The sequence below is a fragment of the Gottfriedia acidiceleris genome (assembly GCF_004138285.1).
Taxonomy (GTDB): domain Bacteria; phylum Bacillota; class Bacilli; order Bacillales; family Bacillaceae_G; genus Gottfriedia; species Gottfriedia acidiceleris_A.
Genome location: NZ_SCFN01000008.1, coordinates 87,735 through 112,833 on the forward strand (window position 1 = coordinate 87,735; position 25,099 = coordinate 112,833).

20 protein-coding genes and 1 pseudogene are annotated in these 25,099 nt (G+C 34.5%); 18 read left to right on the forward strand and 3 right to left on the reverse strand.

The genetic code is table 11. From position 1 onward, the window contains the following. Positions 1–23: 23 nt before the first annotated feature. The 5 genes and pseudogenes from EP747_RS13945 (at position 24) to EP747_RS24530 (ending at position 5,623) form a co-directional block, all read left to right on the forward strand. A complete protein-coding gene (locus EP747_RS13945; protein ID WP_129690742.1) occupies positions 24–1,412 on the forward strand; it encodes a sigma-54 interaction domain-containing protein in 1,389 nt (462 codons plus the stop codon). 254 nt (positions 1,413–1,666) lie between these two features. After that, a complete protein-coding gene (gene ablA, locus EP747_RS13950) occupies positions 1,667–3,097 on the forward strand; it encodes a lysine 2,3-aminomutase (RefSeq protein ID WP_129690743.1) in 1,431 nt (476 codons plus the stop codon). Beyond that, a complete protein-coding gene (locus tag EP747_RS13955) occupies positions 3,097–3,375 on the forward strand; it encodes a YokU family protein (protein ID WP_129690898.1) in 279 nt (92 codons plus the stop codon). The genes ablA and EP747_RS13955 overlap by 1 nt, the downstream gene beginning before the upstream one ends. A 184-nt stretch (positions 3,376–3,559) precedes the next feature. Continuing rightward, on the forward strand, positions 3,560–4,981 hold the full coding sequence (locus tag EP747_RS13960; RefSeq protein WP_129690899.1) for an amino acid permease: 1,422 nt from the start codon (positions 3,560–3,562) through the stop codon (positions 4,979–4,981). 258 nt (positions 4,982–5,239) lie between these two features. Further along, positions 5,240–5,623, forward strand: a pseudogene (locus EP747_RS24530) (family 1 glycosylhydrolase). Between the two features lie 126 nt (positions 5,624–5,749). On the opposite strand, the gene EP747_RS13975 reads toward EP747_RS24530, so the two are convergent. Continuing rightward, the gene (locus EP747_RS13975; RefSeq protein WP_129690746.1) at positions 5,750–7,183 is read right to left on the reverse strand and encodes an APC family permease; all 1,434 of its coding nucleotides are present in this window, start codon (positions 7,181–7,183) and stop codon (positions 5,750–5,752) included. Between the two features lie 528 nt (positions 7,184–7,711). Between EP747_RS13975 and EP747_RS13980 the strand changes: the two genes are divergently transcribed. The 5 genes from EP747_RS13980 to EP747_RS14000 all read left to right on the forward strand — a co-directional run bounded on the left by EP747_RS13980 (position 7,712) and on the right by EP747_RS14000 (position 13,811). Further along, positions 7,712–9,049 (forward strand): APC family permease, encoded by a 1,338-nt coding sequence (locus EP747_RS13980; protein WP_205753833.1) that lies wholly within the window; start codon positions 7,712–7,714, stop codon positions 9,047–9,049. A 377-nt stretch (positions 9,050–9,426) separates the two neighbouring features. Further along, positions 9,427–10,725, forward strand: coding sequence for a Glu/Leu/Phe/Val family dehydrogenase (locus EP747_RS13985; RefSeq protein WP_129690747.1), 1,299 nt, complete (start codon positions 9,427–9,429; stop codon positions 10,723–10,725). A gap of 20 nt (positions 10,726–10,745) precedes the next feature. After that, positions 10,746–11,030 carry an SAV0927 family protein gene (locus EP747_RS13990; protein WP_129690748.1) on the forward strand — a complete coding sequence of 95 codons (285 nt, stop codon included), beginning with the start codon at positions 10,746–10,748 and terminating at the stop codon, positions 11,028–11,030. A 164-nt stretch (positions 11,031–11,194) separates the two neighbouring features. Further along, positions 11,195–11,443 (forward strand): hypothetical protein, encoded by a 249-nt coding sequence (locus tag EP747_RS13995; protein ID WP_129690749.1) that lies wholly within the window; start codon positions 11,195–11,197, stop codon positions 11,441–11,443. 235 nt (positions 11,444–11,678) lie between these two features. Continuing rightward, a complete protein-coding gene (locus EP747_RS14000; protein WP_129690750.1) occupies positions 11,679–13,811 on the forward strand; it encodes a sigma 54-interacting transcriptional regulator in 2,133 nt (710 codons plus the stop codon). 424 nt (positions 13,812–14,235) lie between these two features. On the opposite strand, the gene EP747_RS25105 is transcribed toward EP747_RS14000, so the two are convergent. Further along, on the reverse strand, positions 14,236–14,370 hold the full coding sequence (locus EP747_RS25105; RefSeq protein ID WP_268875904.1) for a hypothetical protein: 135 nt from the start codon (positions 14,368–14,370) through the stop codon (positions 14,236–14,238). Between the two features lie 264 nt (positions 14,371–14,634). Here EP747_RS25105 and EP747_RS14005 point away from each other — a divergent pair, with 264 nt between their 5' ends. The 7 genes from EP747_RS14005 to EP747_RS14035 all read left to right on the forward strand — a co-directional run bounded on the left by EP747_RS14005 (position 14,635) and on the right by EP747_RS14035 (position 23,767). Beyond that, positions 14,635–16,128, forward strand: coding sequence for an aldehyde dehydrogenase family protein (locus tag EP747_RS14005; RefSeq protein ID WP_129690751.1), 1,494 nt, complete (start codon positions 14,635–14,637; stop codon positions 16,126–16,128). A gap of 71 nt (positions 16,129–16,199) precedes the next feature. Beyond that, complete coding sequence (locus EP747_RS14010; RefSeq protein ID WP_129690752.1) at positions 16,200–17,564, forward strand: putrescine aminotransferase; 1,365 nt, start codon at positions 16,200–16,202, stop codon at positions 17,562–17,564. A gap of 84 nt (positions 17,565–17,648) precedes the next feature. Then, complete coding sequence (gene gabT / locus EP747_RS14015; RefSeq protein ID WP_129690753.1) at positions 17,649–19,019, forward strand: 4-aminobutyrate--2-oxoglutarate transaminase; 1,371 nt, start codon at positions 17,649–17,651, stop codon at positions 19,017–19,019. Then, on the forward strand, positions 19,016–20,473 hold the full coding sequence (locus EP747_RS14020) for an NAD-dependent succinate-semialdehyde dehydrogenase (protein ID WP_129690754.1): 1,458 nt from the start codon (positions 19,016–19,018) through the stop codon (positions 20,471–20,473). The genes gabT and EP747_RS14020 overlap by 4 nt, the downstream gene beginning before the upstream one ends. A 110-nt stretch (positions 20,474–20,583) precedes the next feature. Next, complete coding sequence (locus EP747_RS14025; RefSeq protein ID WP_129690755.1) at positions 20,584–21,768, forward strand: CaiB/BaiF CoA transferase family protein; 1,185 nt, start codon at positions 20,584–20,586, stop codon at positions 21,766–21,768. A gap of 13 nt (positions 21,769–21,781) precedes the next feature. Next, positions 21,782–22,999, forward strand: a complete 1,218-nt coding sequence (locus EP747_RS14030) for an acyl-CoA dehydrogenase family protein (RefSeq protein ID WP_129690756.1) — start codon at positions 21,782–21,784, stop codon at positions 22,997–22,999. A 333-nt stretch (positions 23,000–23,332) separates the two neighbouring features. Beyond that, positions 23,333–23,767 (forward strand): DUF488 family protein, encoded by a 435-nt coding sequence (locus EP747_RS14035; protein ID WP_129690757.1) that lies wholly within the window; start codon positions 23,333–23,335, stop codon positions 23,765–23,767. Positions 23,768–23,806: 39 nt separating this feature from the next. Here the strand turns inward: EP747_RS14035 and EP747_RS14040 are convergent, their stop codons facing one another. After that, positions 23,807–24,157, reverse strand: a complete 351-nt coding sequence (locus EP747_RS14040; RefSeq protein ID WP_129690758.1) for a PH domain-containing protein — start codon at positions 24,155–24,157, stop codon at positions 23,807–23,809. Positions 24,158–24,472: 315 nt separating this feature from the next. Between EP747_RS14040 and EP747_RS14045 the strand changes: the two genes are divergently transcribed. After that, positions 24,473–25,018: a hypothetical protein gene (locus tag EP747_RS14045; protein ID WP_129690759.1), complete on the forward strand. Its 546-nt coding sequence runs from the start codon at positions 24,473–24,475 to the stop codon at positions 25,016–25,018. The last annotated feature ends 81 nt before the right edge of the window (positions 25,019–25,099 follow it).

A 25,099-nucleotide genomic window follows, 5' to 3' on the forward strand; every position in this document is an offset into this window, starting at 1 on the left:
GGCAGTGAAAGGATGGTTATGAAATGAACGCAACAATTCCAACTAATCAAATGATTAGTGCCATATTAAATAGTATCGATGAATCAATTCACGCAGTCGACAAAAATGGAATGACTATATTTTATAATCAAGTTGCGGCTGACCATGACGGTGTTTCAGTTGAAGAGGTTCTGGGAAAGCATGTACTAGAAGCTTTCCCTTCTTTAACAAAAGAAACAAGTACCTTACTGAAAGTACTAGAAACAAAGCAAGCGATTATTCAACAGCCTCAACGCTATGAAAATATTAAAGGCCAATTCATTGATACAGTTAACACGACAATTCCAATCATTTTGGATGATCAATTGATCGGTGCTGTTGAAATTGCAAAGGATTATTCTACAATTAAATCGCTTGGTGAGAAGGTTTTAGACTTACAAGCGAGAATTAAACCGCAAGTAAAAAAAGGAAAAGCAAAACAAGTTCACTCATATACGATCTCAGATATATTAACGGATGACCCTGCTTTAATAGCCGTTAAAAATCAAGTTGAAAAGGTAGCAAATGCAGACTCTGCAGTACTGGTAGTTGGTGAAACTGGAACTGGGAAGGAACTTTTTGTACAGTCCATTCACTATATTTCAAATAGAAGTGAAGGCCCTTTTATTGCTCAAAACTGCGCTGCTTTACCAGAATCATTATTGGAAAGTATATTATTTGGTACGACAAAGGGTAGTTATACGGGAGCCATAGATCGAGCAGGGTTATTTGAACTTGCTGATGGTGGAAGTTTGTTTTTAGATGAACTAAATTCGATGCCATTAGAGCTCCAAGCTAAGCTACTAAGAGTACTAGAGGATGGCGTTGTTCGCCGAATAGGTGATCAAAAGACTCGTAAAGTTAATGTAAGAGTAATCGCTGCAATTAATGAATCACCTTTAGATTGCGTTCAAAACGGTATTATGCGACCGGATTTGTATTATCGTTTAAATGTGTTTTCTTTGTTCATACCTCCGTTAAGAGAAAGGAATTATGATATCGAGCTACTCACATCTCATTTTGTTGAGAAATTCAATGAACGCTTCTCAAAGAATATTCGAAATGTAGAACATACTGTATTTGAGTTATTCCACCAATATAATTGGCCTGGTAATGTCCGAGAACTAAAGCATACGATTGAGCATGCTATGATTATGGCAGAAGGACATACTCTTACGGTTAAACATCTTCCGATTCAACTACAACAAATTAAGAAAAGTACTGAAACAAAAGGAGTTCAGCCTTTACGTTCTGCAATGCAGGAAATGGAAATTTCACTTATTAAACAAGCATTGCTACAAACGAATTCTAATATTCAACAAGCTGCAGCACTACTTGAAATACCTAGGCAAACTCTTCAATATAAGATTCAAAAGTTAAATATCGTAGTATAAACTACATTTTAATCTTCTGAAAAATCTAGTTTTAGCACTTCATTCAATAGCCAAGCCGCCTAATTTTAGGCGGTTTTATTATTTTTGATTCATCTTGGGAAGATATCCACTTAAGATTTTACCTTAAAAAAATAAAATAACAGGCTGAATAGTTTGAATTTTCTATATTCACAGCGCTTTTATTAAAGAATTGTAAATTTTTGGCACGGCTCTTGCTTTATATTAAAACAAACAATTTGAAAGGGGATGTAAGTATGGTAAATGCAGTCTATGCTCCAAAAAGACATTGGAAAGAAATTGAATTGTGGAAAGATGTAACAGATGAACAATGGAATGATTGGGTTTGGCAACTTACAAACACCATCAAATCATTGGATGAGTTAAAGCAAGTAATTAACCTCACGCCAGACGAAGAAGATGGGGTACGAATTGCGACAAAAACAATTCCACTAAACATTACCCCATATTATGCATCGTTAATGAATCCGGATGACCCACGTTGTCCAGTTCGTATGCAATCTGTTCCAATCTCTGCGGAGATTCATAAAACTAAGTATGATTTAGAGGACCCTCTTCATGAGGATGAAGATTCTCCTGTACCAGGTTTAACACATCGTTATCCAGATCGAGTCCTATTTTTAGTAACAAATCAATGCTCAATGTACTGTCGTTACTGTACAAGACGTCGCTTCTCAGGACAAATTGGAATGGGAGTGCCAAAGAAACAACTTGATGCTGCTATTAATTACATTAGCAAAAATCCTCAAGTACGAGATGTACTTATTTCAGGTGGAGACGGTCTTTTAATTAACGATAATATTTTAGAGTATATTTTAAAAAATTTACGTGATATTCCACATGTGGAAATTATCCGTATTGGTACGAGGGCACCTGTAGTATTCCCACAACGTATTACTGAAAATCTTTGTAATATCTTAAAAAAATATCATCCAGTTTGGTTAAATACTCACTTTAATACTTCAATTGAAATTACAGAGGAATCGAAACGAGCTTGTGAAATGCTTGCAAATGTTGGTGTACCGTTAGGGAACCAAGCCGTAATCTTAGCTGGAATTAATGACAGTGTTCCAATTATGAAAAAGCTAATGCATGATTTAGTTAAAATTCGTGTTCGTCCATATTATATTTATCAATGTGATTTATCAGAAGGAATTGGACACTTCCGTGCGCCTGTTTCAAAAGGTTTAGAAATTATGGAAGGATTACGCGGCCATACTTCTGGATATGCGGTACCAACATTTGTAGTAGACGCACCAGGTGGGGGAGGAAAAATTTCTCTTCAACCAAATTACTTAATTTCTCAAAGTGCTGATAAAGTTGTTCTTCGTAATTTTGAAGGTGTAATTACTACTTATCCGGAACCACAAAATTACGTGCCAGGTAGAGCTGAAGCATACTTTAAAGAAATTTATCCTAATATGGAAGAAAAACGTTCAAATGCAGGAATCGCGGGATTAATGAATGAAACAAAATTCAATCTTGTACCAGAAGGTTTACAACGTATGGAAGTTCGTAAAACATATGCAACAAACCCAGAGCATGCTTCTTTGAAAGATAAGCGTGATAAACGCGACGAATTAAAAGAAAAGAAATTCCAAGCACAGATTACAAAAATCCAAGTTAGTGAAAAACTAGTAGGAAGTGCGCAAGGAGACGCTGAATGATGAAATGTCAGTGGTGTGAATCAGCTAACATAGTTGAATCAACAAATACAGTCTACTGGGAACTTCCTGATGGTACGAAGGCAATTGAGATTAAAGAAACACCATGTATCATTTGCTTAGATTGCAAAATAACATATCAAACAGATGATACTGTTGGTGCAATTGAGGAGCAATTATACTTAATTGACACAAAGTTGCTTGGAAAGGCAACTTCATATAATGAGTTGATCGAGCAACAAAGATTATTAAAGAGGAATTATTTTGATTTTTCCAAATAAGAAATGAGAAGCGACCATTCGCTTCTCATTTTCTCTAATGCTCAAACTTTTCCTAATCCTGCCGTTGGACGTTTGAAAAAAGCAGAAAATTATCGAATCCAAAAAACGACTGAAAAGGAGTATTTTAATGAAAAATACGGTAAATACAATAACAGTCATTGATTCTAAGAACGATATTTCTATTATGCCTCAAGAGTTAAAGCGTGGACTAAAACCTCGTCATATTACAATGATTTCTCTAGGAGGAACAATTGGAACAGGTCTATTTTTGGCAAGTGGAGGTGCAATCCATAATGCAGGACCAGGTGGTGTTCTGGCGGCTTATACAGCGATTGGAATAATGGTGTACTTTTTAATGACAAGCCTTGCTGAGATGGCTACATATATGCCAGTTGCAGGATCTTTTAGTACATATGCAACAAAATTCGTTGATCCCGCACTTGGTTTTGCACTTGGCTGGAATTACTGGTATAACTGGGCAATTACTATAGCAGCTGAATTAGCTGCAGTTACGATGGTTATGAAATTCTGGTTACCACATACATCCTCACTCTTATGGAGTTCTTTATTTTTAGCGATTATCTTTCTGTTAAACTATCTGTCTGTTAAAGGGTTTGGGGAATCAGAATACTGGTTTTCTATTATAAAAGTTGTTACAGTAATCATTTTTTTAATTTCGGGATTTTTAATGATTTTTGGAATTATTGGTGGAGAAGCAGTAGGATTTAAAAATTTTACAGTTGGTGACGCTCCTTTTCATGGAGGATTCATGGCGACGCTCGGAATCTTTATGGCAGCTGGATTTTCTTTCCAAGGTACTGAGTTATTAGGGGTAGCAGCTGGGGAGAGCGAGGAGCCTGAGCGAAATATTCCTCGTGCGGCTCGCCAAATATTTTGGCGTATTTTATTATTTTACGTATTATCTATAGTTGTAATAGGTCTACTAATACCATATACAAATCATAATCTAGCAAGTGGCGACGTAGCTGTTAGCCCATTTACGCTAGTTTTTGATAAAGCTGGCATTGCATTTGCAGCGTCTGTAATGAATGCAGTTATCTTAACGGCGGTTTTATCTGCTGGAAATTCAGGAATGTATGCTTCAGCTCGAATGCTGTGGGACATGGCTCGCCAAGGGAAAGCTCCAAAAGCATTAGGTAGGTTAAATAAAAGGGGTGTACCTGTTAATGCATTAATGATTACAGCGGCAGTCGGTACTTTAGCTTTTTTAGCTTCTCTATATGGTGACGGAGTCGTTTACATTTGGTTACTTAATGCTTCAGGTATGTCTGGTTTTATTGCTTGGCTTGGCATAGCGATTTGTCATTATCGATTCCGCAAAGCCTACGTAGCACAAGGGAAGGATTTAAATGACCTACCGTATAAAGCGAAATGGTTCCCGTTCGGACCAATATTTGCTTTCGTACTATGTGGGGTCGTTATTCTTGGACAAAACTATTCAGCATTCACGGGAAATACGATTGACTGGAACGGTGTACTTGTTTCATATATAGGTCTGCCATTATTTCTTGCTTTGTGGATCGGATATAAACTCATAAAAAGAACAAAAATTGTTCGACTTAATGAGTGTGATTTAGAAAATTGATGAAAGACTTATTTCATTAGATAAAAGGTCTTTAAGTCTTTATGGGGATAAGTTTATTAACTATTTGGACAAATTCCAAAGATAAAAATGATAATATCAAATTATGATGGAGATGTAATTCATGATTGAATTTGCATCTCCTTTTTAATGTTACAACAATGGAAAAGTTGTTTCTCCTGTTAATGGAGTTGTTACAACTTTATTTACGCAATAGGCAATACGTCAGAAAATGGAATTGAAATTCTAATTCACTTTGGGATGGATACAGTTAAATTAGATGGGGAATTTTTTACAGCACACATTGACCAAGGTGATGTAGTGAAAGCTGGAGACTTACTTGTTGAATTTGACTTAGTAAAAATCAAGGAAGCAGGCTACGTTGAAAATGGTCTTGGGGCATACGATCAGATTAAAGAAGATGGTTCTATTAACGATGATTACCTTCTTAGTCATATTGAGGCAATCGGTGAAGCAATCGAGGATGGTGTCGAACTGATGGGCTACACTCCATAGGGCTGTATTGACTTAGTAAGTGCGTCTACAGGAGAAATGTCTAACCGCTACGGTTTTATTTACGTTGACAAGCATGATGACGGAAGTGGAACATTAGATCGCAAAAAGAAAAAATCATTTTATTGGTAGCAAAATGTCATTCAAACTAATGGAACCCAACTTGATTAAATATTGATAAATGAAATAACGTACATATTTGGAAATGAATATGTACGTTATTTTTCTATTAATCTATTATTTTATCAATAACATACTTTAAACATCCAAATCCTTCTCCAAATTTATACCAATTTTACCTTCCTGTATTCTAGATCGGAATACAGTCCAATAAATAATAATCCCAGCAAGAAATAAGTAAAGGATAACTTTAGTAGTTGGTAGGAAATCCTTTGGGAGTGTTAAAATGCCAACTTCAAATACTAACCAAATAATCGCAAGAATCGTAACAGGTAGTCGCCATTTTCCTAGCTTAAAACCATCTGTATCCGGTAAGGTCTTAATTTTAGTAGCGTATGCGATTACAGTTATTAAGTAAATTATGGCCGGAAGTGCCGCAGAAGTACCTATTAATAAAGATAGTTTCCCAAAATAGAATACAGCAATAATGCCTAATACAGAAACTAAAATTATCGCATTGTACGGTACATTATGTTTTTTATCTACTTTTTTAAACACATTTGAAGCGAAAAACACATTGTCTCTTGAAAGGGCGTAAATAAGTCGAGAAGCAGAAGCCATAATAATTAATCCACAAGCAAAAATTGACACAATTACTAATGCGAGGAAGAAGTCCGCAACTGCAGTTCCTAAACGTGATTGTAAAATATCAGAAATAGGAGAAGCAGAAGCCATGATTCTATTAATATCTTTAATTCCCGAAGTAACAATAATTAGGAAAATAAATCCAATTATACCTGCAAGTAACATTGAGTAAACGATGGCTTTAGGTACAGTTTTATTGGCATCAACTGTTTCTTCTGCTAAATTCGCCGCTGCTTCAAAGCCTACTAATGTATAAGAGCCCATTACGACTGCTAGTACAAATGCTGTAAAATAGCTTCCATTTGAACCAACTTTGTGGGCAGTATAAGTTAATAATGAAAAATCTGCCCCTTTGAAATATAAGACAAAGCTTAAAATAATAATAATGCCAATAAATCCGATTACTTCTGTATAGACAGCTGAATTATTAATGATTGTAGCAATCCTTACTCCATAAATATTTAATAGTGCTTGTATAACGATTGTAATTATTACGACGGTTGTAAGTACTGTAGTTGTACTTTTAATACCAAATAAATCAAGAAAAATTGGCGCTACGCCATAATCAACGGTAGGTACAACAATAATTAAGTAACATAATGCAGCCCAACCTGTAAACCAACCAAATCCCCGATTAGTTAAACGACTGACCCATTGGTATACATAGCCACTTAAAGGAATTTTACTTGATAAATCTGCAAAAATTAAAGCAACAAGCAAATGTCCTACCATAACAAATGGCCAAGTCCAAATCCCCGCCGGCCCAGCTGCTCCTAAAGCAAGACTATAAGAGCTAAAAATACCAGTTGTAATTGAGATAAACGAGAACGCAACTGCAAATGAACTGAAAAATTTTAATGATCGCTGTAATTCCTGTTTGTAGTTAAACGATTGTAAAGCATCTGAATCAAAACCTTGTTTACTCATAAATCATCTCCTCCGAATTCAAATTTATTTTACAGAATTTTCTTATAATTAAACTCGTAGTTAGTCCGATTAGATTAACTAAAAGTTTTATTATCGATCAGGTATTAAGCTTACATATTTTGCAAAGATCTAAAATTGGGCAGAGTGATAGTTTACAGTTAACAATGCAACTTTCGTGCCAGTCTAATAGATGTAAGTAATTTTAGAGATTCGTATAAAAAGAGAAGTAAATTCTATGAGGTCTTGAATAATGTATGCAGGACTGAATAACAACCAGGCTAATTATAAAAGTAGATTTTAGTGAAAGGAATTTCGCTTTTTCTATGAAAACTTAATAATTTCAAAGCAATAGTACGTGTTCTTTATAACGTTTACAAAAAATTAATATTTTGGCATAAAACTTGCAATTCTAGAAAAAGACTTATTTAAATATTCAAAAAAAGGAGGTTTCTGTCGGAAAAGTAAGAATTATAAGGAAGTAGTAATAACGATGTAAGCGCTTAATCTAAAACGAAGGGGATATGATAGGTGGAGAATAAAACACAGTTAAAAAGATCCTTAAAGTTATGGCAAGTAGTTATGATGGGGTTAGCCTATATGACCCCTATGGTTGTTTTCGACACATTTGGAATTGTATCTGATGTAACTAATGGTCACGTACCAACTGCATATATTGTAGCCTTAATAGGAATGTTATTTACAGCTGTTAGCTACGGCAAGTTAGTAAGAGTATTTCCTGAAGCTGGGTCTGCATATACTTACACTCAAAAAGCGATTAGTGGTCACTTAGGTTTCCTTGTTGGATGGTCATCTTTACTAGATTACTTGTTCCTTCCTATGGTAAATGCTTTATTAACTAAAATTTACTTAAACGCTCTGTTTCCAAGTGTGCCAACTTGGATTTGGGTAATTGGATTTGTAGGACTAGTAACTTTCTTAAACTTAAGAAGTATCAATATGCTAGCGAATTTCAATACTTTTTTTGTGTTAGTTCAGCTTGCGATTATGGTTGTCTTTATCATTCTAGTAATCCAAGGGTTACATCATGGAGAAGGATACGGAGAATTCAGTATAAAGCCACTTTTTAATGCAGGAATGCATTTTGGCACATTAGTAACTGGTGCAACGATTCTTTGCTTTTCATTTTTAGGGTTTGATGCTGTTTCTACTTTATCAGAAGAAGCAATAAACCCTGCAAAAACAATTCCTAAAGCAATTCTTTACACAGCTCTTTGGGGAGGCGTAATCTTCACAGTTACATCATTTTTCATTCAATTATACTATCCAGATATATCTAGATTTAAGCATCCTGATGCTGCTTCACCAGAGATTGCATTATATGTAGGTGGTAAATTATTCCAATCAATTTTCTTATGCATTACCTTTATTAATACACTTGCTTCTGCATTGGCTTCACATGCGAGTGTATCACGTTTGTTATATGTAATGGGACGCGACAAAGTTTTCCCGGATAAATGGTTCGGATTTGTTCATCCAAAATGGAAAACGCCAGCATTTAACGTAATTTTTGTTGGCGTGATTTCATTATCAGCAATCTTTTTCAACTTGGTAACAGCCACTTCGTTAATTAACTTCGGAGCATTAATGGCATTTACTTTTGTTAACTTATCAGTCATTAATCATTTTTACATTCGAGGAAAGCATAGATCAGTCAAAGACTTCTTTTCTTACCTGCTATTACCTTTAATTGGAGCCGCATCTGTAGCGATCCTATGGTTTAACATTGAAAAAAGCTCACTAATAATGGGAACAGTTTGGTTCGTCGTTGGATTATTATATCTAATTTACCTTACTAAGGCATTCCAAATTGCACCTCCTAAATATGAAGAAGAAGCTGCAGTGTAGTAAACACACAATGAAGAAAAGTCACAAGGTAATTAAACCTTGTGGCTTTTTTTGTTTGAGTCAACTCCAGAATATTTTGTTCGCATTTCCCTTTCCTTAGTCATGCATAGTAAGTAATTCAATTTTGAATAATGATTAATGCAAAATTGAATAATTCATGCATTCAATCATATTTCCACTAAAGGATCGAATTTGGTTATTGAAGAAAAAAAGACTTATAAGGATCGTTCGAAAAAATATAAAAAGTAATGAAAGTCTTGTAACTGCCTTTCTAATAAGCTTTTGTTTGTTCTATCACTTCACAAAATGATGAAATGAATTCAAGTTGGCACAGGAATTGCTATTAAATTTTTAAAATAACTAATGAGGTGTGTAAAATGAGCTCAAATTTAACTGAAGTTGAACAAAATGAAAAGAGTAGTGAGCAGGTAGAGATAGATGATTCCCTTCAGGAGTTTAGAGAAACGCTAAATGAAGCAATTGGCATAATGAACTATCCAAGCCAAGTATTTGATTTCCTTAAAACACCAATGCGATTTTTAGAATTTAGTATTCCCGTTCAAATGGATAATGGTGAGACAAAAGTATTTCAAGGATATCGAGCCCAACATAACGATGCACTAGGACCTACAAAAGGGGGAATCAGATTTCATCCTGATGTAACGCCAGAGGAAGTAAAAGCATTAGCTGGCTGGATGAGTTTAAAGTGTAGTATTACTGATTTACCTTATGGAGGTGCAAAAGGTGGGGTTGTTTGTGACCCAAGACTATTAAGTATGAATGAGCTAGAAAAACTAAGTAGAGGTTATGTAAGAGCTGTAAGCCAAATTGTAGGACCTACTAAAGATATTCCAGCACCTGATATGTATACAAACGCACAAGTAATGGCTTGGATGCTAGATGAATATGACCATATTAGAGAGTTTGATTCACCAAGCTTTATTACTGGTAAACCTCTAACTTTAGGAGGATCAGTAGGTCGAGAGACAGCAACTTCAAAAGGAGTATTTTATGCTCTCGAGTTAATTAGTGAAATACAGAAAATCGAGATTAAAAATATGAAGGTCATTATTCAAGGATTTGGAAATGTTGGTAGTTACTTAGCACAATACTTATATGAAGCTGGAGCAAAGGTTGTTGGAGTTTCAGATGTACTTGGAGGAATTTATGATCCAAAAGGTTTAGACATTCCATATCTATTAGACAATAGAGATTCATTTGGAGTTGTTTCTAACTTATTTAAAAATGCGATATCTAATCAAGAGTTATTAGAAAAAGAATGTGATGTCTTAATTCCAGCAGCAATAAGTGGAGTTATTAACAACCGTAATGCGGATAAATTGAAATGCAAGATTGTTGTTGAAGCAGCGAATGGACCGACTACTAAAGAAGCTCTAGAAATCCTTGATCAAAAAGAGATTTTAGTCGTTCCTGATATTTTGGCTAACTCAGGTGGAGTAGTTGTTTCATATTTTGAATGGTGTCAAAATATGCAAGGTTATTATTGGACTGAAAGTACTGTAGATGAGAGATTAAAAGAAAAAATGACAGATAGCTTTTTAAAAGTTTATAAAACATCACAAAAATATAATGTAAACATGAAAATAGCGGCTTATATTGAAGGCATTCGTAAAATCGCTGAAGCTTGTCGCTTGAGAGGTTGGGTAAAATACTAAAACAAAAGGAGAGATCTAGAATGATTGATATTATTTCTGAATCAACGGAAAGTCAGCTTGTACACCATTATTGTTTATTAACGCAGAACAATCGATATGATTTATCAATTGCCTTTTCAAGTCACTTTTATGGAAAATCAATGGTTACATCAATTCAATCTAGTAAAATGGCGTTATTATGTTTAGAAGATATTCATTCTGAACATTATTGGGCTCCTAAATTAGGTATTGCTGAGGAGGATATTTCAGAAATCCAAAATTTCTTTAGCATGGTTTTACAATCAAAACACATTTGCGAGTTATAATATCAGGGATTATTTTTAAAAGAAAATTCGCCGATTGAGCTTTAAGGAGAAGTCAGAGGCGGAGTTGCAATTATACTAAATTCCTAAAATTTGCAACTACGTCGAGACACCTTCTTCGCTACAAATTTAAAACATTCTTAATGTGCAAAAAAGGAGTGAGCTTTATGTATTATGGAGTCATTGTCAGTGACTACCATGGAACAGTTGAAGAGACCGCTATTCAGAAAGATTCAAGAATTTATGAATGGGAGCCGTTATTCTTTATTAAAACTACAGATGGAATTACAAAAGTTATTCATCAAGGAATAAGTGGTGAAGTTGTTTCATTGGAGGTCTCAATTGGAGACGAGATCGTTCCTGGAATGGTTCTTGCGTACGTTAAAGAGGATTTGTTTGTTACCGCTAGCGATTGAGTAGAGTGTGATTAAGATTTCGAGGTTGTACAAATGACAACTTTGATTCAATTAACGCGTACTCTTATCTAACAAATAAAGGGGTGTCTCTTGTCGAATAGACTTAAGAGACTGCCCTTTCTTTTTTGTTTATGTTAAATAGATTAGCAAATTATAATTTTAGATTTTTATGATAAATTTAAAAATTCTGCTAAAATAGGTATGTATAATGGTTTAGACATAAGGGGGGAAAGCAATGTTATCAATAAATGAGAAACAAATAAGACCAGTCATCGCAATAGATATCGACCAGTACAAGGAAAATGATGAAATCGATTTATCCAGTATAAATGAACCCTTTTTATTCTTACGTAAGCAAAATCAGATTTTTGGTTATGTTCAATTCAATAATATTATTCAAGGTAATAATAAAAAGAAAAATATAGAAATTTCAAAGATTACTAGTTCCTCTCAATCAATTAAGAGTGTTTATTGCTTAAGTGGACAAATTTCATTAACAGATCTATTTCAAATTATTGGTGAACCAATCTCAATCGTTAAAGAAGAGGAAGATATGCCAATAGGTTACATACTTCGAGAAGATATATTAGCGGAGCTTTTCAAACAAGAAAATAAAAGTGTAGATTTATTAAAAAGTATTTTGACTTCAATACCGATGGGAACGTTTGTAGTAGATAAAAATAAAGTTATTATTAATTGCAATGATGCTGGGTTAAAAATGATTAAATCAACATCTGAAAAAGTAATTAATACAAAAGCAGAAACTATTTTTAGCGGTGAACAAGTTGAAAATGTATTTGCTACAGGTAAAACAATTCTTAATCAGATTCAAATAAATGACGATATGGGTGTTCTTGTCGATTATAGCCCAATTTTCGTTGATAATGAGGTTGAAGGAATCGTTATTGTTGTACAAGATCTCCCAATGGTTGAAGAAATGGCCTCCGAAATTGAATATGTAAAAGATTTAAATAAAGATTTAAATGCTATTTTATCGAGTATTTATGATGAAATACTTGTAGTAAATCGTAAGGGTGAGCTAATTCGTTACAGTGAAAATATAATTCCAGGATTTTGGAATGTAGATTTAAAAGAACTACTTGGAAAGAGTATTTTAGAATTCGAAAACCAAGGACTTTTTACGCCATCTGTTACAAAATTAGTTTTAGAAAAAAAGAAGAAAGTATCAATTGTTCAAGAAACAATTAATGGACGTAAAGTACTTGCAGTAGGAAATCCAGTTTTTGATGAGAATATGGAAATTGAACGTATTATTATTGCTTCTAGAGATATTACAGAAACTTCACGCCTTAAAACGGAATTAAAAGAAATGAAGAAGATTTCTGAGCAATATAAAAAGGAGCTTGAAGATATAAAGAGCAAGGATCGTTTTGTCAAAAAACTGATTTACTGTAGCCCAAAAATGGAGCAAATCATCAATCAAGCGAAAAAAATTGCTGATTTTTCTTCCACTGTGTTACTGCATGGAGAGTCTGGTGTAGGGAAGGAAGTAATTGCACAGGCTATTCATCAATTAGGAAACCGTTCTTCAAAACCGTTTTTAAAATTAAATTGCGGTGCAATTCCTGAAAATCTTCTGGAAAGTGAGCTTTTTGGCTATATTAAAGGCGCGTTTACAGGAGCAGATCAAAATAAGGACGGCTATTTTAAGCAAGCAGATGAAGGTGTTTTATTTTTAGATGAAATTGGTGAAATGCCATTACATTTACAAGTAAAACTGCTTAGAGTCCTTCAAGAACAAGAAGTAATTCCAGTTGGAAGTACAAAGCCAATTAAAGTAAATGTGCAAATTATTGCAGCTACAAATAAAAGATTAGAAAAAATGGTTGAAGAACGTACATTTAGGGAGGATTTGTATTATCGACTAAATGTTATACCTTTAAATATTCCACCGTTAAGAGAAAGAATTGAAGATATCTCATTATTAGCTTTCCATTTCTTACAGAAATTAAATGAAAAATATAATAAGAGTTTTCATCTTACACCTGATGCAATTAACGTATTAGAATTTTATTCTTGGCCAGGTAATGTCAGAGAACTTCAAAACATCATAGAAAGATTAGTCGTCTCTGCTGAAGATCAAATTATTAATGCAGAGGATGTTAATCAATTCTTACCAAATAGCTATGATTTTAATAAATCTAAACCAGTCATTAATAAAGTAATTCCTCTACAAGAAGCGATTGATTATGTTGAGGAGCAGCTCATTATGCTTGCGATGAAGCAATATAAAACAACAACGAAGGCTGCACAGGTTTTAGGCATTAGTCAGTCCTCGGTTAGTCGTAAGTATCAAAAAATAATGAATGAAAAGAATATGAATAGTGACTTTATGTCATTTAATTGAGTAAGTAAAAAAACGCACCAAGTGGGTGCGTTTTTTTCATGCTGTTGAAAAAGGAATTTGTCAATTAAATTGTTGGATTAATCATTGTTAAGTAAGTTGTGTCATATTGATTTCCACTACAGGGTGCTCGTTTTCCATGGGGCGTGATTCTTGAGCCTCCTCGGCGCTATATTTATCAAACTGTAACTTAAGATGACAAATTACACATCTTTACAATTATTGATTCAAAAAAGAAGATATTTTAATTTTTGCAAGTTAGTTAAAACATTTATATATCAACCAAAATTACTTGTTTATCAATAAGATGACAGATAAAACAATAATAAATAGACTAATTTTCATAGAAATTCATTTAATTTTGTATTTTTCAATATTGACTACAATATATTTCAACACTCTAAAAAAACGCACAGAGTGCGTTTTTTTATTTCTCTAAATCCCCTATATTTTCAACATTACTATCAATTACTTCAGTCATACTAACTTGATCCCTCGAGATACTAAATGCCATGAATATGATGATGAGTCCCACTGCAATACATGTTCCTGCAAGCAACATAAAATTTTCCTCCTTTCATGGTGTTCTAGCCTATGCAATGATTTTTCTTAATATGTCGTTTTAGAGTAATAGTTTTAAAAACGTTTTATTAGCGCAGAATTTTTACGAGTTTCAAAGATTATGCAATTTGTAATAGTGTTATGCAAAATTGAATACTAGTTGTACAAGGTATGGAATAAAACCCTTATAAATTGGGGGTATTAAAGTTGGCACAGTTCTTGCAATCTAGTAAGTTGTAAAGAAATTAAGGAGGGTTTATATACAATGGTCGATGTTCAATTTAAAACAATTGATTTAAAGATGTTTATTAATGGCGAATGGAAAGATTCTAGCAATCATGAGAAACGCCCAGTTATTAACCCAGCAAATGGAGAAATCATTGCATATGCTCCTGAAGGAACGGTTGAAGATGCGAAAGAAGCAATTGATGTTGCTCGTAAAGCATTCAATGATGGAAGATGGTCTGATTTATCTGCTCAAGAAAGAGCAACTTACTTATTTAAAATTGCAGACAAAATAGAAGAGTACCAAGATGAATTAACTAAACTTGAAACATTAGATAATGGAAAACCTAATCGTGAAGCGGGCTTTGATGTTGCCGATGCGGCAGCTTGCTTTCGTTATTATGCAGGATTAATTACAAAGCCAGATGGGTTTACTTATCATGTAGCAGATCCTATGCAGGCAATGGTTGTTCGCGAGCCAATAGGAGTATGCGGATTAATTGTTCCTTGGAATTATCCGTTATTAATGAGTATATGGAAAATTGCTCCAGCGTTAGCGGCAGGTAATACAATTGTTTTCAAACCATCAGAAGTAACACCAGTGACTCCTAAGAAATTATTTGAAATTTTTGAAGAAGTTGGTCTTCCACAAGGTGTAGCAAATATGGTGATGGGTGCTGGTCCAGTGGTTGGAAATGAAATCGCTGCCAACCCTGATGTAGATATGGTTTCATTCACAGGTGGAACAAAAACAGGTAAACACATCATGAAAACAGCGGCTGATACGATGAAAAAAGTGTCACTTGAGCTTGGTGGGAAATCTCCAAATATTATTTTTGCAGATGCAGATTTTGAAACGGCTGTCGATTATGCTCTATTTGGAATTTATGCAGGTTCAGGTCAAGTTTGTTCAGCAGGATCAAGAATTTTAGTTGAAGAATCAATTTATGATCGCTTCGTGGAGCGATTTGTAGAGCGTGCTAAAAAAATTAAAGTAGGTCCTGGGGATGTAGCAGAAACGGAGATGGGACCACTAGTTAGTAAAGAGCATTTAGAAAAAGTTTTAAGCTATATACAAATAGGTAAAGAAGAAGGAGCAAGACTTGCTTGTGGGGGAAATCGTATCGAAAAAGATGGTTTAGAAAAGGGATACTTTGTTGAACCAACTGTTTTTGTAGATGTTGAACAAAATATGCGCATTGTCCAAGAAGAAATTTTTGGTCCAGTTGTATGTATTCAAAAGTTTAAATCTGAAGAAGAAGCGTTAAAACTTGCAAATGGCACTGTATATGGTTTAGCGGGTGCTGTCTTTAGTAAGGATGGAGCGAAAGCTTTAAGGGTAATTAAAAAGCTACGTTCAGGCATTACTTGGATTAACTCATATCATCCAACATACAATGAAGCACCTTGGGGCGGCTACAAACAAAGCGGTGTAGGACGTAGCTTAGGTACATTTGGACTAGAAGAATTCCAAGAAATTAAGCAAATTAACATTAACTTACAAGTTGAACCAATTGGATGGTTTGCAGAATAATTTTAGGCAGTTATAAGAAGAGACATATGGGAAAGAAAAAAATAGATAAAACGACTATAGGAGTGAACAAAATGAGTATCAACTTAAAAAACGAATTAAAAAGTGAAGAAAAAAATGTAACCGAGTATATTAATAAGGTTTTAAGTTTAATAGAAAAAGAGACTGTTACAGAAGAAGATGCTGCATGGATCACAAAGGAAACAGTTGATGGTTTTAGAGAGCACGTAAACCCAGGTTTCCTTGCTTACCGCAAAACTGTTACAGAAGGCGGTCAATTTGCATCTGTTGAATGGTCTGATAGCGGCTCATGCTTTAAAGACGTAAATGGTAAAGAGTATATTGACTGTTTAGGCGGATTTGGAATTTATAATGTTGGACACCGTCATCCAAAAGTTATCAAAGCTGTTACAGATCAGTTAAAAAGACAGGCACTTCATAGCCAAGATTTATTAGATCCATTACGTGCAATGCTTGCTAAAATTTTAGCAGATATTACACCTGGTGATTTAAAATACTCATTCTTTACCAATAGTGGTACTGAAAGCGTAGAAGCAGCATTAAAGCTTGCGAAAATGTATAGTGAGCGCAGTACATTTATTTCAACTACACGTGCATTCCACGGAAAAAGCTTAGGTTCTTTATCTGGTACTGCAAAAGGCATGTTCCGTAAACCGTTTTTACCGTTAATTCCTGGATTCCGTCATGTTCCATTTGGTGACATTGATATGATGAGAAAAACATTTGAAACTTGCTCTTTAGTAGGCGAAGATGTTGCAGCAGTTATACTTGAGCCAATTCAAGGTGAAGGTGGAATTATTCTTCCTCCTCCAAACTACTTAAAAGAAGTTCGTGAACTATGTGATGAGTACGGAGCTCTACTAATTTTTGACGAAGTTCAAACAGGTATGGGACGTACTGGTAAAATGTTTGCTGCTGATTTATATGAAGTAGTTCCAGACATTATTTGTCTTGCTAAAGCATTCGGCGGCGGAGTTATGCCGGCTGGAGCAGTAGTTGCAAAAGAAGAAGTATTCAAAAGCTGGTTCCCAAATCCATTTATGCATACAACAACATTTGGTGGAAATCCATTAGCATGTGCAGCTGCTATTGCTACAATCAGTGTGCTTCTTGAAGAAAAATTACCTGAAAGAGCAGAAGTAGTTGGGGCTTACTTCTTAGATCAATTAAAAGAAGCAGCAAAAGGACATGAAGACAAAGTTTTAGAAATTCGTGGTCAAGGTTTAATGATTGGAATTGAGTTCCATCAAGATGAAATTGGCTATGAAGTTTCTAAAGGAATGTTTGATAAAGGTATCCTAGTTGCTGGTACATTAATTAACTCAAAAACAATTCGTATCGAGCCTTCTTTAAAAATTAGCTATGAAGAAGTTGATACTGTAGTGAGTGCATTTAAAGAAATATTATCTAATATTTAAGTTAATCTTTCAGCATGTCATGACCGATAATCATGACATGCTTTCATTACACTCAAAAACCGTTATAGATAGGATGGTGTAATTATGGCAGATCGAAAATTCGTTAAAATCCAAACGTCAATTCCAGGACCAAAATCACAAGAGTTGGTTGCTCGAAGAAATAAAGTGGTTCCAAAAGGGATTAGTAATAATAGTGCAGCATTTGTAAAAAAAGCAAAGGGTGCACTAGTTGAGGATATTGATGGTAATACGTTTATTGACTTTGCAGGTGCAATTGGAACGATAAACGTGGGCCATTCCCATCCTAGAGTAGTAAGGGCGCTTCAAGCTCAGGCAGGCGATTATATTCACACAGGATTTAATGTCATGATGTATGAATCTTATATTCAGCTTGCAGAAAGATTAGCAGATCTTTCACCTGGAAGTTTTGATAAACAAGTGGCATTTTTTAATAGTGGCGCAGAGGCTGTTGAAAATGCAGTAAAGATAGCAAGAAAGTATACAAAGCGTCAAGGAATCATTTCTTTTACTAGAGGATTCCATGGTCGAACATTAATGACAATGACGATGACAAGTAAGGTTAAGCCTTACAAATATGGATTTGGGCCATTTGCTCCTGAAGTGTATAAAGCACCATATCCATATGTTTACCGTCGTCCAGATCAAATGGATGAAAAGGAATATAGTAAATTTATCATTGAACAATTTGAACAGTTTTTGATTGCAGAGGTTGCACCAGAAACGATTGCTGCAGTCGTAATGGAACCAATCCAAGGTGAAGGTGGCTTTATTGTTCCTGATCTTGATTTTGTAAAAAGGGTTAGAGAAATCTGTACGCAATATGGAATATTATTTGTAGCAGATGAGATTCAAACTGGTTTTGCTAGAACAGGTAAATATTTTGCAATTGAGCACTTTGGAATTGAGCCTGATTTAATAACAATTTCAAAATCAATGGGTGCAGGAGTACCTATTAGTGGCGTTATCGGTAGAAAAGAAATTATGGAAGCTTCTGATGCCGGAGAAATAGGCGGAACATACTCTGGTAGTCCACTTGGATGTCGTGCAGCATTAGCAGTACTCGATATCATTGAGGAAGAAGGATTAAATGATCGAGCTGTTGTAATTGGCGAAAAAGTTAACGAGAAAATGCGCAGGTGGGCTAAACAGTTTGAACAAATAGGTGATATTCGCGGAATTGGCGCAATGTGTGCGATGGAGATTGTAACAAATAAGAAAGATAAAACACCAGATAAAGTGACAGTTGGAAAGATTGTAAAAGAAGCTAACAATAGAGGGTTAATGTTGTTAAGCGCAGGTATCTTTGGCAATGTTATTCGTTTGTTAATGCCACTAACGATTACAGATGAACAGCTTGAAGAGGGACTAGATATTTTAAGGGAGTCAATTGAAGCTGTATTAGTACCAGAATTTCAATTGGAGGTAAACTCATGAGCCAAATTAAAGAGAAATATGAAGTCTACCCAATGTATATAGATGGTACATGGGTTGGGAACGATCATGAATATTATACGAAGGTTACAAATCCTGCAACCGGTGCAGTTGTAGGGGCAATTCCAACGGGTGGTACATATGAAGCTAAATTAGCTGTTGATGCTGCTCATACTGCATTTAAAACTTGGTCAAAAAAGACGGCAGAAGAAAGATACCATTTATTAATGAATTGGTATCGTCTTATTGACGAAAAGAAAGAAGAAATTGCTAGATTAATGACAATTGAGCAAGGTAAACCATTAAAAGAAGCGTTAGGTGAGACTGTTTATGCAAATGGTTTTATTTCGTGGTATGCAGAAGAAGGCAAACGTGTATATGGAGAAACAATTCCTGCATCACAACCTAATAAACGAATACTAATTAGGAAAGAACCTGTAGGAGTTGTAGCAGCAATTACTCCGTGGAATTTCCCGGCAGCTATGATTACTAGAAAAGTTGCTCCTGCACTTGCAGCTGGTTGCACAACGGTTATTAAACCAGCTACTCAAACACCTTTAACAGCATTAAAGCTTGCGGAGCTTGCCCATGAAGCGGGAATTCCAAAAGGTGTAATTAATGTCGTTACTGGTAAGTCTTCTGAAATAGGCGATGTATGGCTCAAAGATCCAAGAGTAACAAAGATTACATTCACTGGCTCTACTGAAGTTGGAAAAACGCTAATGGTAGGAGCAGCGGAGAATGTCAAAAAGGTTTCGCTAGAGCTTGGTGGAAATGCACCATTTATTGTCATGGATGATGCTGATTTATCAAAAGCAGCGGTTGGCCTAGTTCAATCAAAATTCCGCAATGCAGGTCAAACTTGCATTTGTACAAATCGTATTTATGTACAAGAAAGTGTAGCTGAAGAATTTACAGCGTTATTTACAAAAGAGCTAGAAAAATTAAAAGTAGGTAACGGTTTAGAAGAAGGAATTGATGTTGGTCCACTAATTGATCATGCAGCTTTAGAAAAAGTAAAAACGCTAGTTGAAGACGCTACTAATAACGGTGGAAAAATCGTATTTAGTGGTAATAAACCTGCAGAGGAAAATGGATATTATTATGCACCAACTATTTTAACTGGAATCACGGATGAAATGGCATGTATGAAGGAGGAAATATTTGGTCCACTTGCACCAATTACTACATTTAAAACCGAAGAAGAAGTAATTGAGAGAGCAAATAATTCAAATTACGGTCTGGCTGCATATGTGTATACGGAAAACTTAAGTCGTTCTTTCCGCGTTACAGAAGCACTTGAGTACGGAATTATTGGACTAAATGATGGTACACCATCTGCTGTACAAGTTCCATTTGGCGGTTATAAAGAGAGCGGTCTTGGAAGAGAAGGCGGTCACTTTGGAATTGAGGAATTTTTAGAAGTTAAATATATTTCAATTGGGTTAGACATCTAATAAATCTACTATTTTTATAAAGCGCAGTTGTAAGCCAGTTAAACATTCAATTCAACTAGTGTAATTGATCGTTTACTGGCTTATTAACTAGATTAATTGAGGTGGAAAAGTTGCCGGGTGCATTACATGGAGTAAAAATCATTGATTTAACAAGAGTACTAGCCGGGCCCTTTTGTACGATGATCCTTGGGGATTTAGGAGCAGAGATCATAAAAGTAGAAAGTATAAATAATGGCGATGAAACAAGGGGATGGGGGCCACCTTTCGTTGAAGGTGAAAGCGCTTATTATTTGTGCGCAAACCGCAATAAAAAAGGCATTACTCTAAACTTAAAAAGTGAGCAAGGTAAAGAAATTTTAAAAAAGCTAGTTTCAGAGGCTGATGTAGTTGTTCAAAATTTCAAACCTGGAACAATGACAAAACTAGGTTTTGGCTATGAGGATTTGAAAAAAATAAAAGAAGACATAATACTAGCGTCCATTAGTGGGTTTGGCAGTGAAGGGCCGAATTCAAGTTTACCAGGATATGATTATATCATCCAAGCGATGTCTGGATTAATGAGCATTACTGGTGAGAAAGAGGCAGAGCCAACAAAAGTAGGTGTAGCCATTTCGGATGTTTTAACTGGTCTATTTACATGTATTGGGATTCTTGCTTCACTTCAGCATCGAGATCGTACAGGAGAAGGTCAGGAAATCGATATTTCATTGTTTGACTCCCAGCTAGCTGCTTTAGTAAATGTAGCTAGTAATTATTTATGCAGTGGGATTGTACCTGAACGAATGGGGAATCAACACCCAAATATCGTTCCATACCAAGTCTTTACTGCAAGTGACGGTGAATTAGTCGTAGCGGTAGGTAATGATGAACAATTTAAAAGGTTTGCTTTACTAATTGATGAACCAAACTTATGGGATGATAAATTTAAGACAAATACTGGCCGTTTACAGCATCGAAAACAAATAGAGCAATTAATTCAAAATAAGTTGAAGATGAAAAGTAAAAATGAGTGGAAACAATTATTAGATCAAATTGGAATTCCGAATGGCCCAATTAATAATGTGAGTGAAGCTCTAAAGTCAGAACAAGCTAAATCGAGAGAAATGGTGTTGGATGTAAACCATCCTTTTATAAAGGATCTAAAATTAGTGGGATCACCGCTAAAATTATCAAAAACACCAGTTGAAGTATTAAGACACCCACCCCTACATGGCGAACATACTGAAGAAATAATGAGCAAACTAGGTTATTCCCGAATTGAAATAGAAGAAATGAAATTAAATAAAACAATTTGAGGAGGAAATAGGAATGGATTTTTCATTATCAGAGGAACAAATTAGTGTAAGGAAAGTAGTCAGGTCATTTGTAGACAGAGAAATTATTCCTTTTATAAAGGAATGGGATGAAAAAGGACATTTTGAAGCTAATATTCTAAAACGACTTGCAGATTTACAACTAATGGGTGTATGTATTCCAGAACAATACGGTGGAGTAGGAATGGATTATAATACTTTAGCAATTGTCTGTGAGGAATTAGAACGTGGAGATACTGCTTTCCGTACTGCTGTTTCAGTACATACTGGTTTAAATAGTATGACATTACTACAATGGGGAACTGAAGAACAAAAGAAAAAATATCTTGTTCCTCAAGCACAAGGGAAGAAAATTGGTGCATTTGGATTAACTGAACCTAATGCAGGATCTGATGTAGTGGCGATGGCAACAACTGCTGTAAAAGATGGGGATAGTTATATCTTAAACGGATCAAAAACATGGATTTCTTTATGTGATGTAGCTGATCATTTCTTAATTTTTGCGAAAACAAATCATGACCTAAAGCATCATGGTATCTCCTGTTTTATTGTAGAACGTACATTTGAAGGCGTTTCCACAAAAGCGATCAAAGGAAAAATGGGTATTAGAGCAGGGAACACTGGAGAAGTATTTTTAGATGATGTCAGAGTACCTGCTGAAAACTTATTAGGCTTTGAAGGTGAAGGCTTTAAAATTGCAATGTCTGCGTTAGATAATGGACGATTTACAGTTGCAGCAGGTGCTTGTGGCTTAATCCAGGCATCACTTGAAGCAAGCGTAAAATACTGTCATGAACGAAAAACATTTGGTAAAGAAATCGGAAAACATCAATTAGTACAACAAATGATCGCAAAAATGTCTTCAAACCTTGAAATCTCACGCCTATTAGTTTATAAAGCTGGTTGGTTAAAAAATAGTGGAAAACGTAACACTAGAGAAACGTCACTAGCAAAATGGATTTCTTGTAATGCAGCAAACGAAGCTGCAAATGATGCAGTTCAAATTCATGGAGCATACGGATTCTCAAACGAATTCCCAGTAGAGCGCTACTTAAGAAACTCAAAAGCACCTGTTATCTACGAAGGAACAAGAGAAATTCACACAATTATGCAAGCTGAATATGACCTTGGTTACAGAGAAGATAAAATCCTAAGAAAAATGCTCCCATCTTGGCCATTTGAAGAGATTACGGTTGAGGCAGTGAAGTCTTAACAAAGAAATTACGTGCAGATTTTTGAATAACTTTGATAGCTCAGCATATGCTGGGCTTTTTTTCGTAAAAGAAAGCATTTGAAGGATTAATCATGTTTCGCCTAAAGCTACCAACTAATCATCAATTTTTTAAGTGATATAATTGCTCAAAATTTTACCAATATAGGGAGGAAATCTTGATATTTACAAGAAAATAATAATAAGCATATTTATAGTGCTTCCTATAACTTTTTTAATAATAATCTTTAATTCATCAAAAAACTCTAGTGGATATAGTAATTTTTTACACAATTAAATAGTAAAAAGCAAATGTTGAAGGAGTAATTATTTAATATGAACATAACAACAATTGGATTCTCCAAAAAATCATTAAGAACATTCTCATCATTGCTTCAACAAAATAACGTTACACATCTAATTGATACAAGACTACATAACACATCACAACTAGCAGGATATGCAAAAAAAGATGACCTTCATTTTGTAATGGATTTATTAAATATTCAATACACACATGACACTGATTTAGCTCCAACAGAAGAATTATTGAAAGCAATTAAGAAAAAGGAAGTCTCATGGAATGATTTTGAAAAAGACTTTTTTAGCTTAATACAAAATCGTAAAATCGAAACAAAAATAAACGACTTTATAAGCAACGGCGTTCCATGCTTTTTGTGTAGCGAAGAAAAACCACACCATTGTCACCGCAAACTAGTCGTAGAATATTTAAGAGAATTTGATAATCGTTTTGAAATTATTCATTTATAAATTCGAAAAGACTGTCCGTTAAAGACAGTCTTATTTAAGTTATTTAATATAAGTACGTAACCTATCTTGTATCTGCTTGAAAATATCATCAATATGATCCAGTTCTAAAATGATTTTATCATATTTATGATTGTTTAAAGTTAAAACTAAATTCCCCTTGTTAGTACTTGTAGCAACGAAATAGTTCACGCCGTCCTTTTTAAAATAGCCATATTTATTTGCACCTATTTGAGTACCGTAAATTTTCCAAAGAAATTGATGGAGATCCTCTATCGAAACGTCCTTAATATCACCATATGGTACTTCGATTGTATGATTTAACCCTAATATTGTTTCAAAACCAGAAAGTGTAATGATTAATTTATCTTCTTCAAATAAAATTGTTTTCATAAAAAATCCCTCCTTACTTCTTATACGACCCGGGACTGAGTATCGTTCATTTATTTTGATTTAATTATAAATAGATAAGTATATTTTTCATCGAAACCGCTTATTTTCAAAACTAAACAAACGTTTAATTAAATATATAATGCAACGATTTTCGTGATTTTAAAGTATACTGACTTTGGAATAAGTAGGCTTAGTATTAGTAAAAATCGAAAAAAATTGAACGATAAGATAATTTTTTTTCATAGCTAGTAAATGCTAGGGAATGATATCATCTAGGTATACGAATTATTTACTATTCTCAAAGAGGTACGTGATATGGATCAACAAGTACAAACTTATTTTGAAAACCTTGAATCAAAAGACAAGAATTTGCAATACGAAGCCTTTAACTATATTATTTCCGTTACAAAAGAGAAAGTGGATTGGTCATATGAAGTATGGGATCGATTAAAATCAGAGCTAACGCACAAAGGAAATCACACAAGGTCAAGAGCGGCACAATTTCTCTCAAATTTAGCGATTAGTGACCCAGAGAAAAGAATGTTAAATGATTTTCCTGAAATTTGGCAAGTTACATATGATCCAAAATTTGTTACCGCAAGACATACCTTACAATCTATATGGAGAGTAGGATTAGCTGGTCCAGAACAAAGAGCAATCGTCCTTGAATATCTAGAAAACCGTTATTTAAATTGTAAAGAAGAGAAGAACAATAAATTAATTCGTTACGATATCATTCAATGTATGAGGAATCTTTATGATGCGGTTAAGAATGAGGAGATTAAACAAAAGGCTTTAGAGTTGATTGAAACAGAAGAAGATCCAAAATATCGAAAAAAGTATATGACAGTGTGGAAATGAAGCAAGAAAAAATAGAAGCCCATTAGGGGTTTCTATTTTTTTTATACTAAAAGAAGTAAGGGGAAGTAATTAAAGGCACAA

What these genes read in the sequence shown, in the direction of transcription:
- EP747_RS13945 (WP_129690742.1), top strand. Translation starts at nt 24, where the DNA reads ATGAACGCAACAATTCCAACTAATCAAATGATTAGTGCCATATTAAAT.
- ablA (WP_129690743.1), top strand. Translation starts at nt 1,667, where the DNA reads ATGGTAAATGCAGTCTATGCTCCAAAAAGACATTGGAAAGAAATTGAA.
- EP747_RS13955 (WP_129690898.1), top strand. Translation starts at nt 3,097, where the DNA reads ATGAAATGTCAGTGGTGTGAATCAGCTAACATAGTTGAATCAACAAAT.
- EP747_RS13960 (WP_129690899.1), top strand. Translation starts at nt 3,560, where the DNA reads ATGCCTCAAGAGTTAAAGCGTGGACTAAAACCTCGTCATATTACAATG.
- EP747_RS13975 (WP_129690746.1), bottom strand. Translation starts at nt 7,183, where the DNA reads ATGAGTAAACAAGGTTTTGATTCAGATGCTTTACAATCGTTTAACTAC.
- EP747_RS13985 (WP_129690747.1), top strand. Translation starts at nt 9,427, where the DNA reads ATGAGCTCAAATTTAACTGAAGTTGAACAAAATGAAAAGAGTAGTGAG.
- EP747_RS13990 (WP_129690748.1), top strand. Translation starts at nt 10,746, where the DNA reads ATGATTGATATTATTTCTGAATCAACGGAAAGTCAGCTTGTACACCAT.
- EP747_RS13995 (WP_129690749.1), top strand. Translation starts at nt 11,195, where the DNA reads ATGTATTATGGAGTCATTGTCAGTGACTACCATGGAACAGTTGAAGAG.
- EP747_RS14000 (WP_129690750.1), top strand. Translation starts at nt 11,679, where the DNA reads ATGTTATCAATAAATGAGAAACAAATAAGACCAGTCATCGCAATAGAT.
- EP747_RS25105 (WP_268875904.1), bottom strand. Translation starts at nt 14,370, where the DNA reads ATGTTGCTTGCAGGAACATGTATTGCAGTGGGACTCATCATCATATTC.
- EP747_RS14005 (WP_129690751.1), top strand. Translation starts at nt 14,635, where the DNA reads ATGGTCGATGTTCAATTTAAAACAATTGATTTAAAGATGTTTATTAAT.
- EP747_RS14010 (WP_129690752.1), top strand. Translation starts at nt 16,200, where the DNA reads ATGAGTATCAACTTAAAAAACGAATTAAAAAGTGAAGAAAAAAATGTA.
- gabT (WP_129690753.1), top strand. Translation starts at nt 17,649, where the DNA reads ATGGCAGATCGAAAATTCGTTAAAATCCAAACGTCAATTCCAGGACCA.
- EP747_RS14020 (WP_129690754.1), top strand. Translation starts at nt 19,016, where the DNA reads ATGAGCCAAATTAAAGAGAAATATGAAGTCTACCCAATGTATATAGAT.
- EP747_RS14030 (WP_129690756.1), top strand. Translation starts at nt 21,782, where the DNA reads ATGGATTTTTCATTATCAGAGGAACAAATTAGTGTAAGGAAAGTAGTC.
- EP747_RS14035 (WP_129690757.1), top strand. Translation starts at nt 23,333, where the DNA reads ATGAACATAACAACAATTGGATTCTCCAAAAAATCATTAAGAACATTC.
- EP747_RS14040 (WP_129690758.1), bottom strand. Translation starts at nt 24,157, where the DNA reads ATGAAAACAATTTTATTTGAAGAAGATAAATTAATCATTACACTTTCT.
- EP747_RS14045 (WP_129690759.1), top strand. Translation starts at nt 24,473, where the DNA reads ATGGATCAACAAGTACAAACTTATTTTGAAAACCTTGAATCAAAAGAC.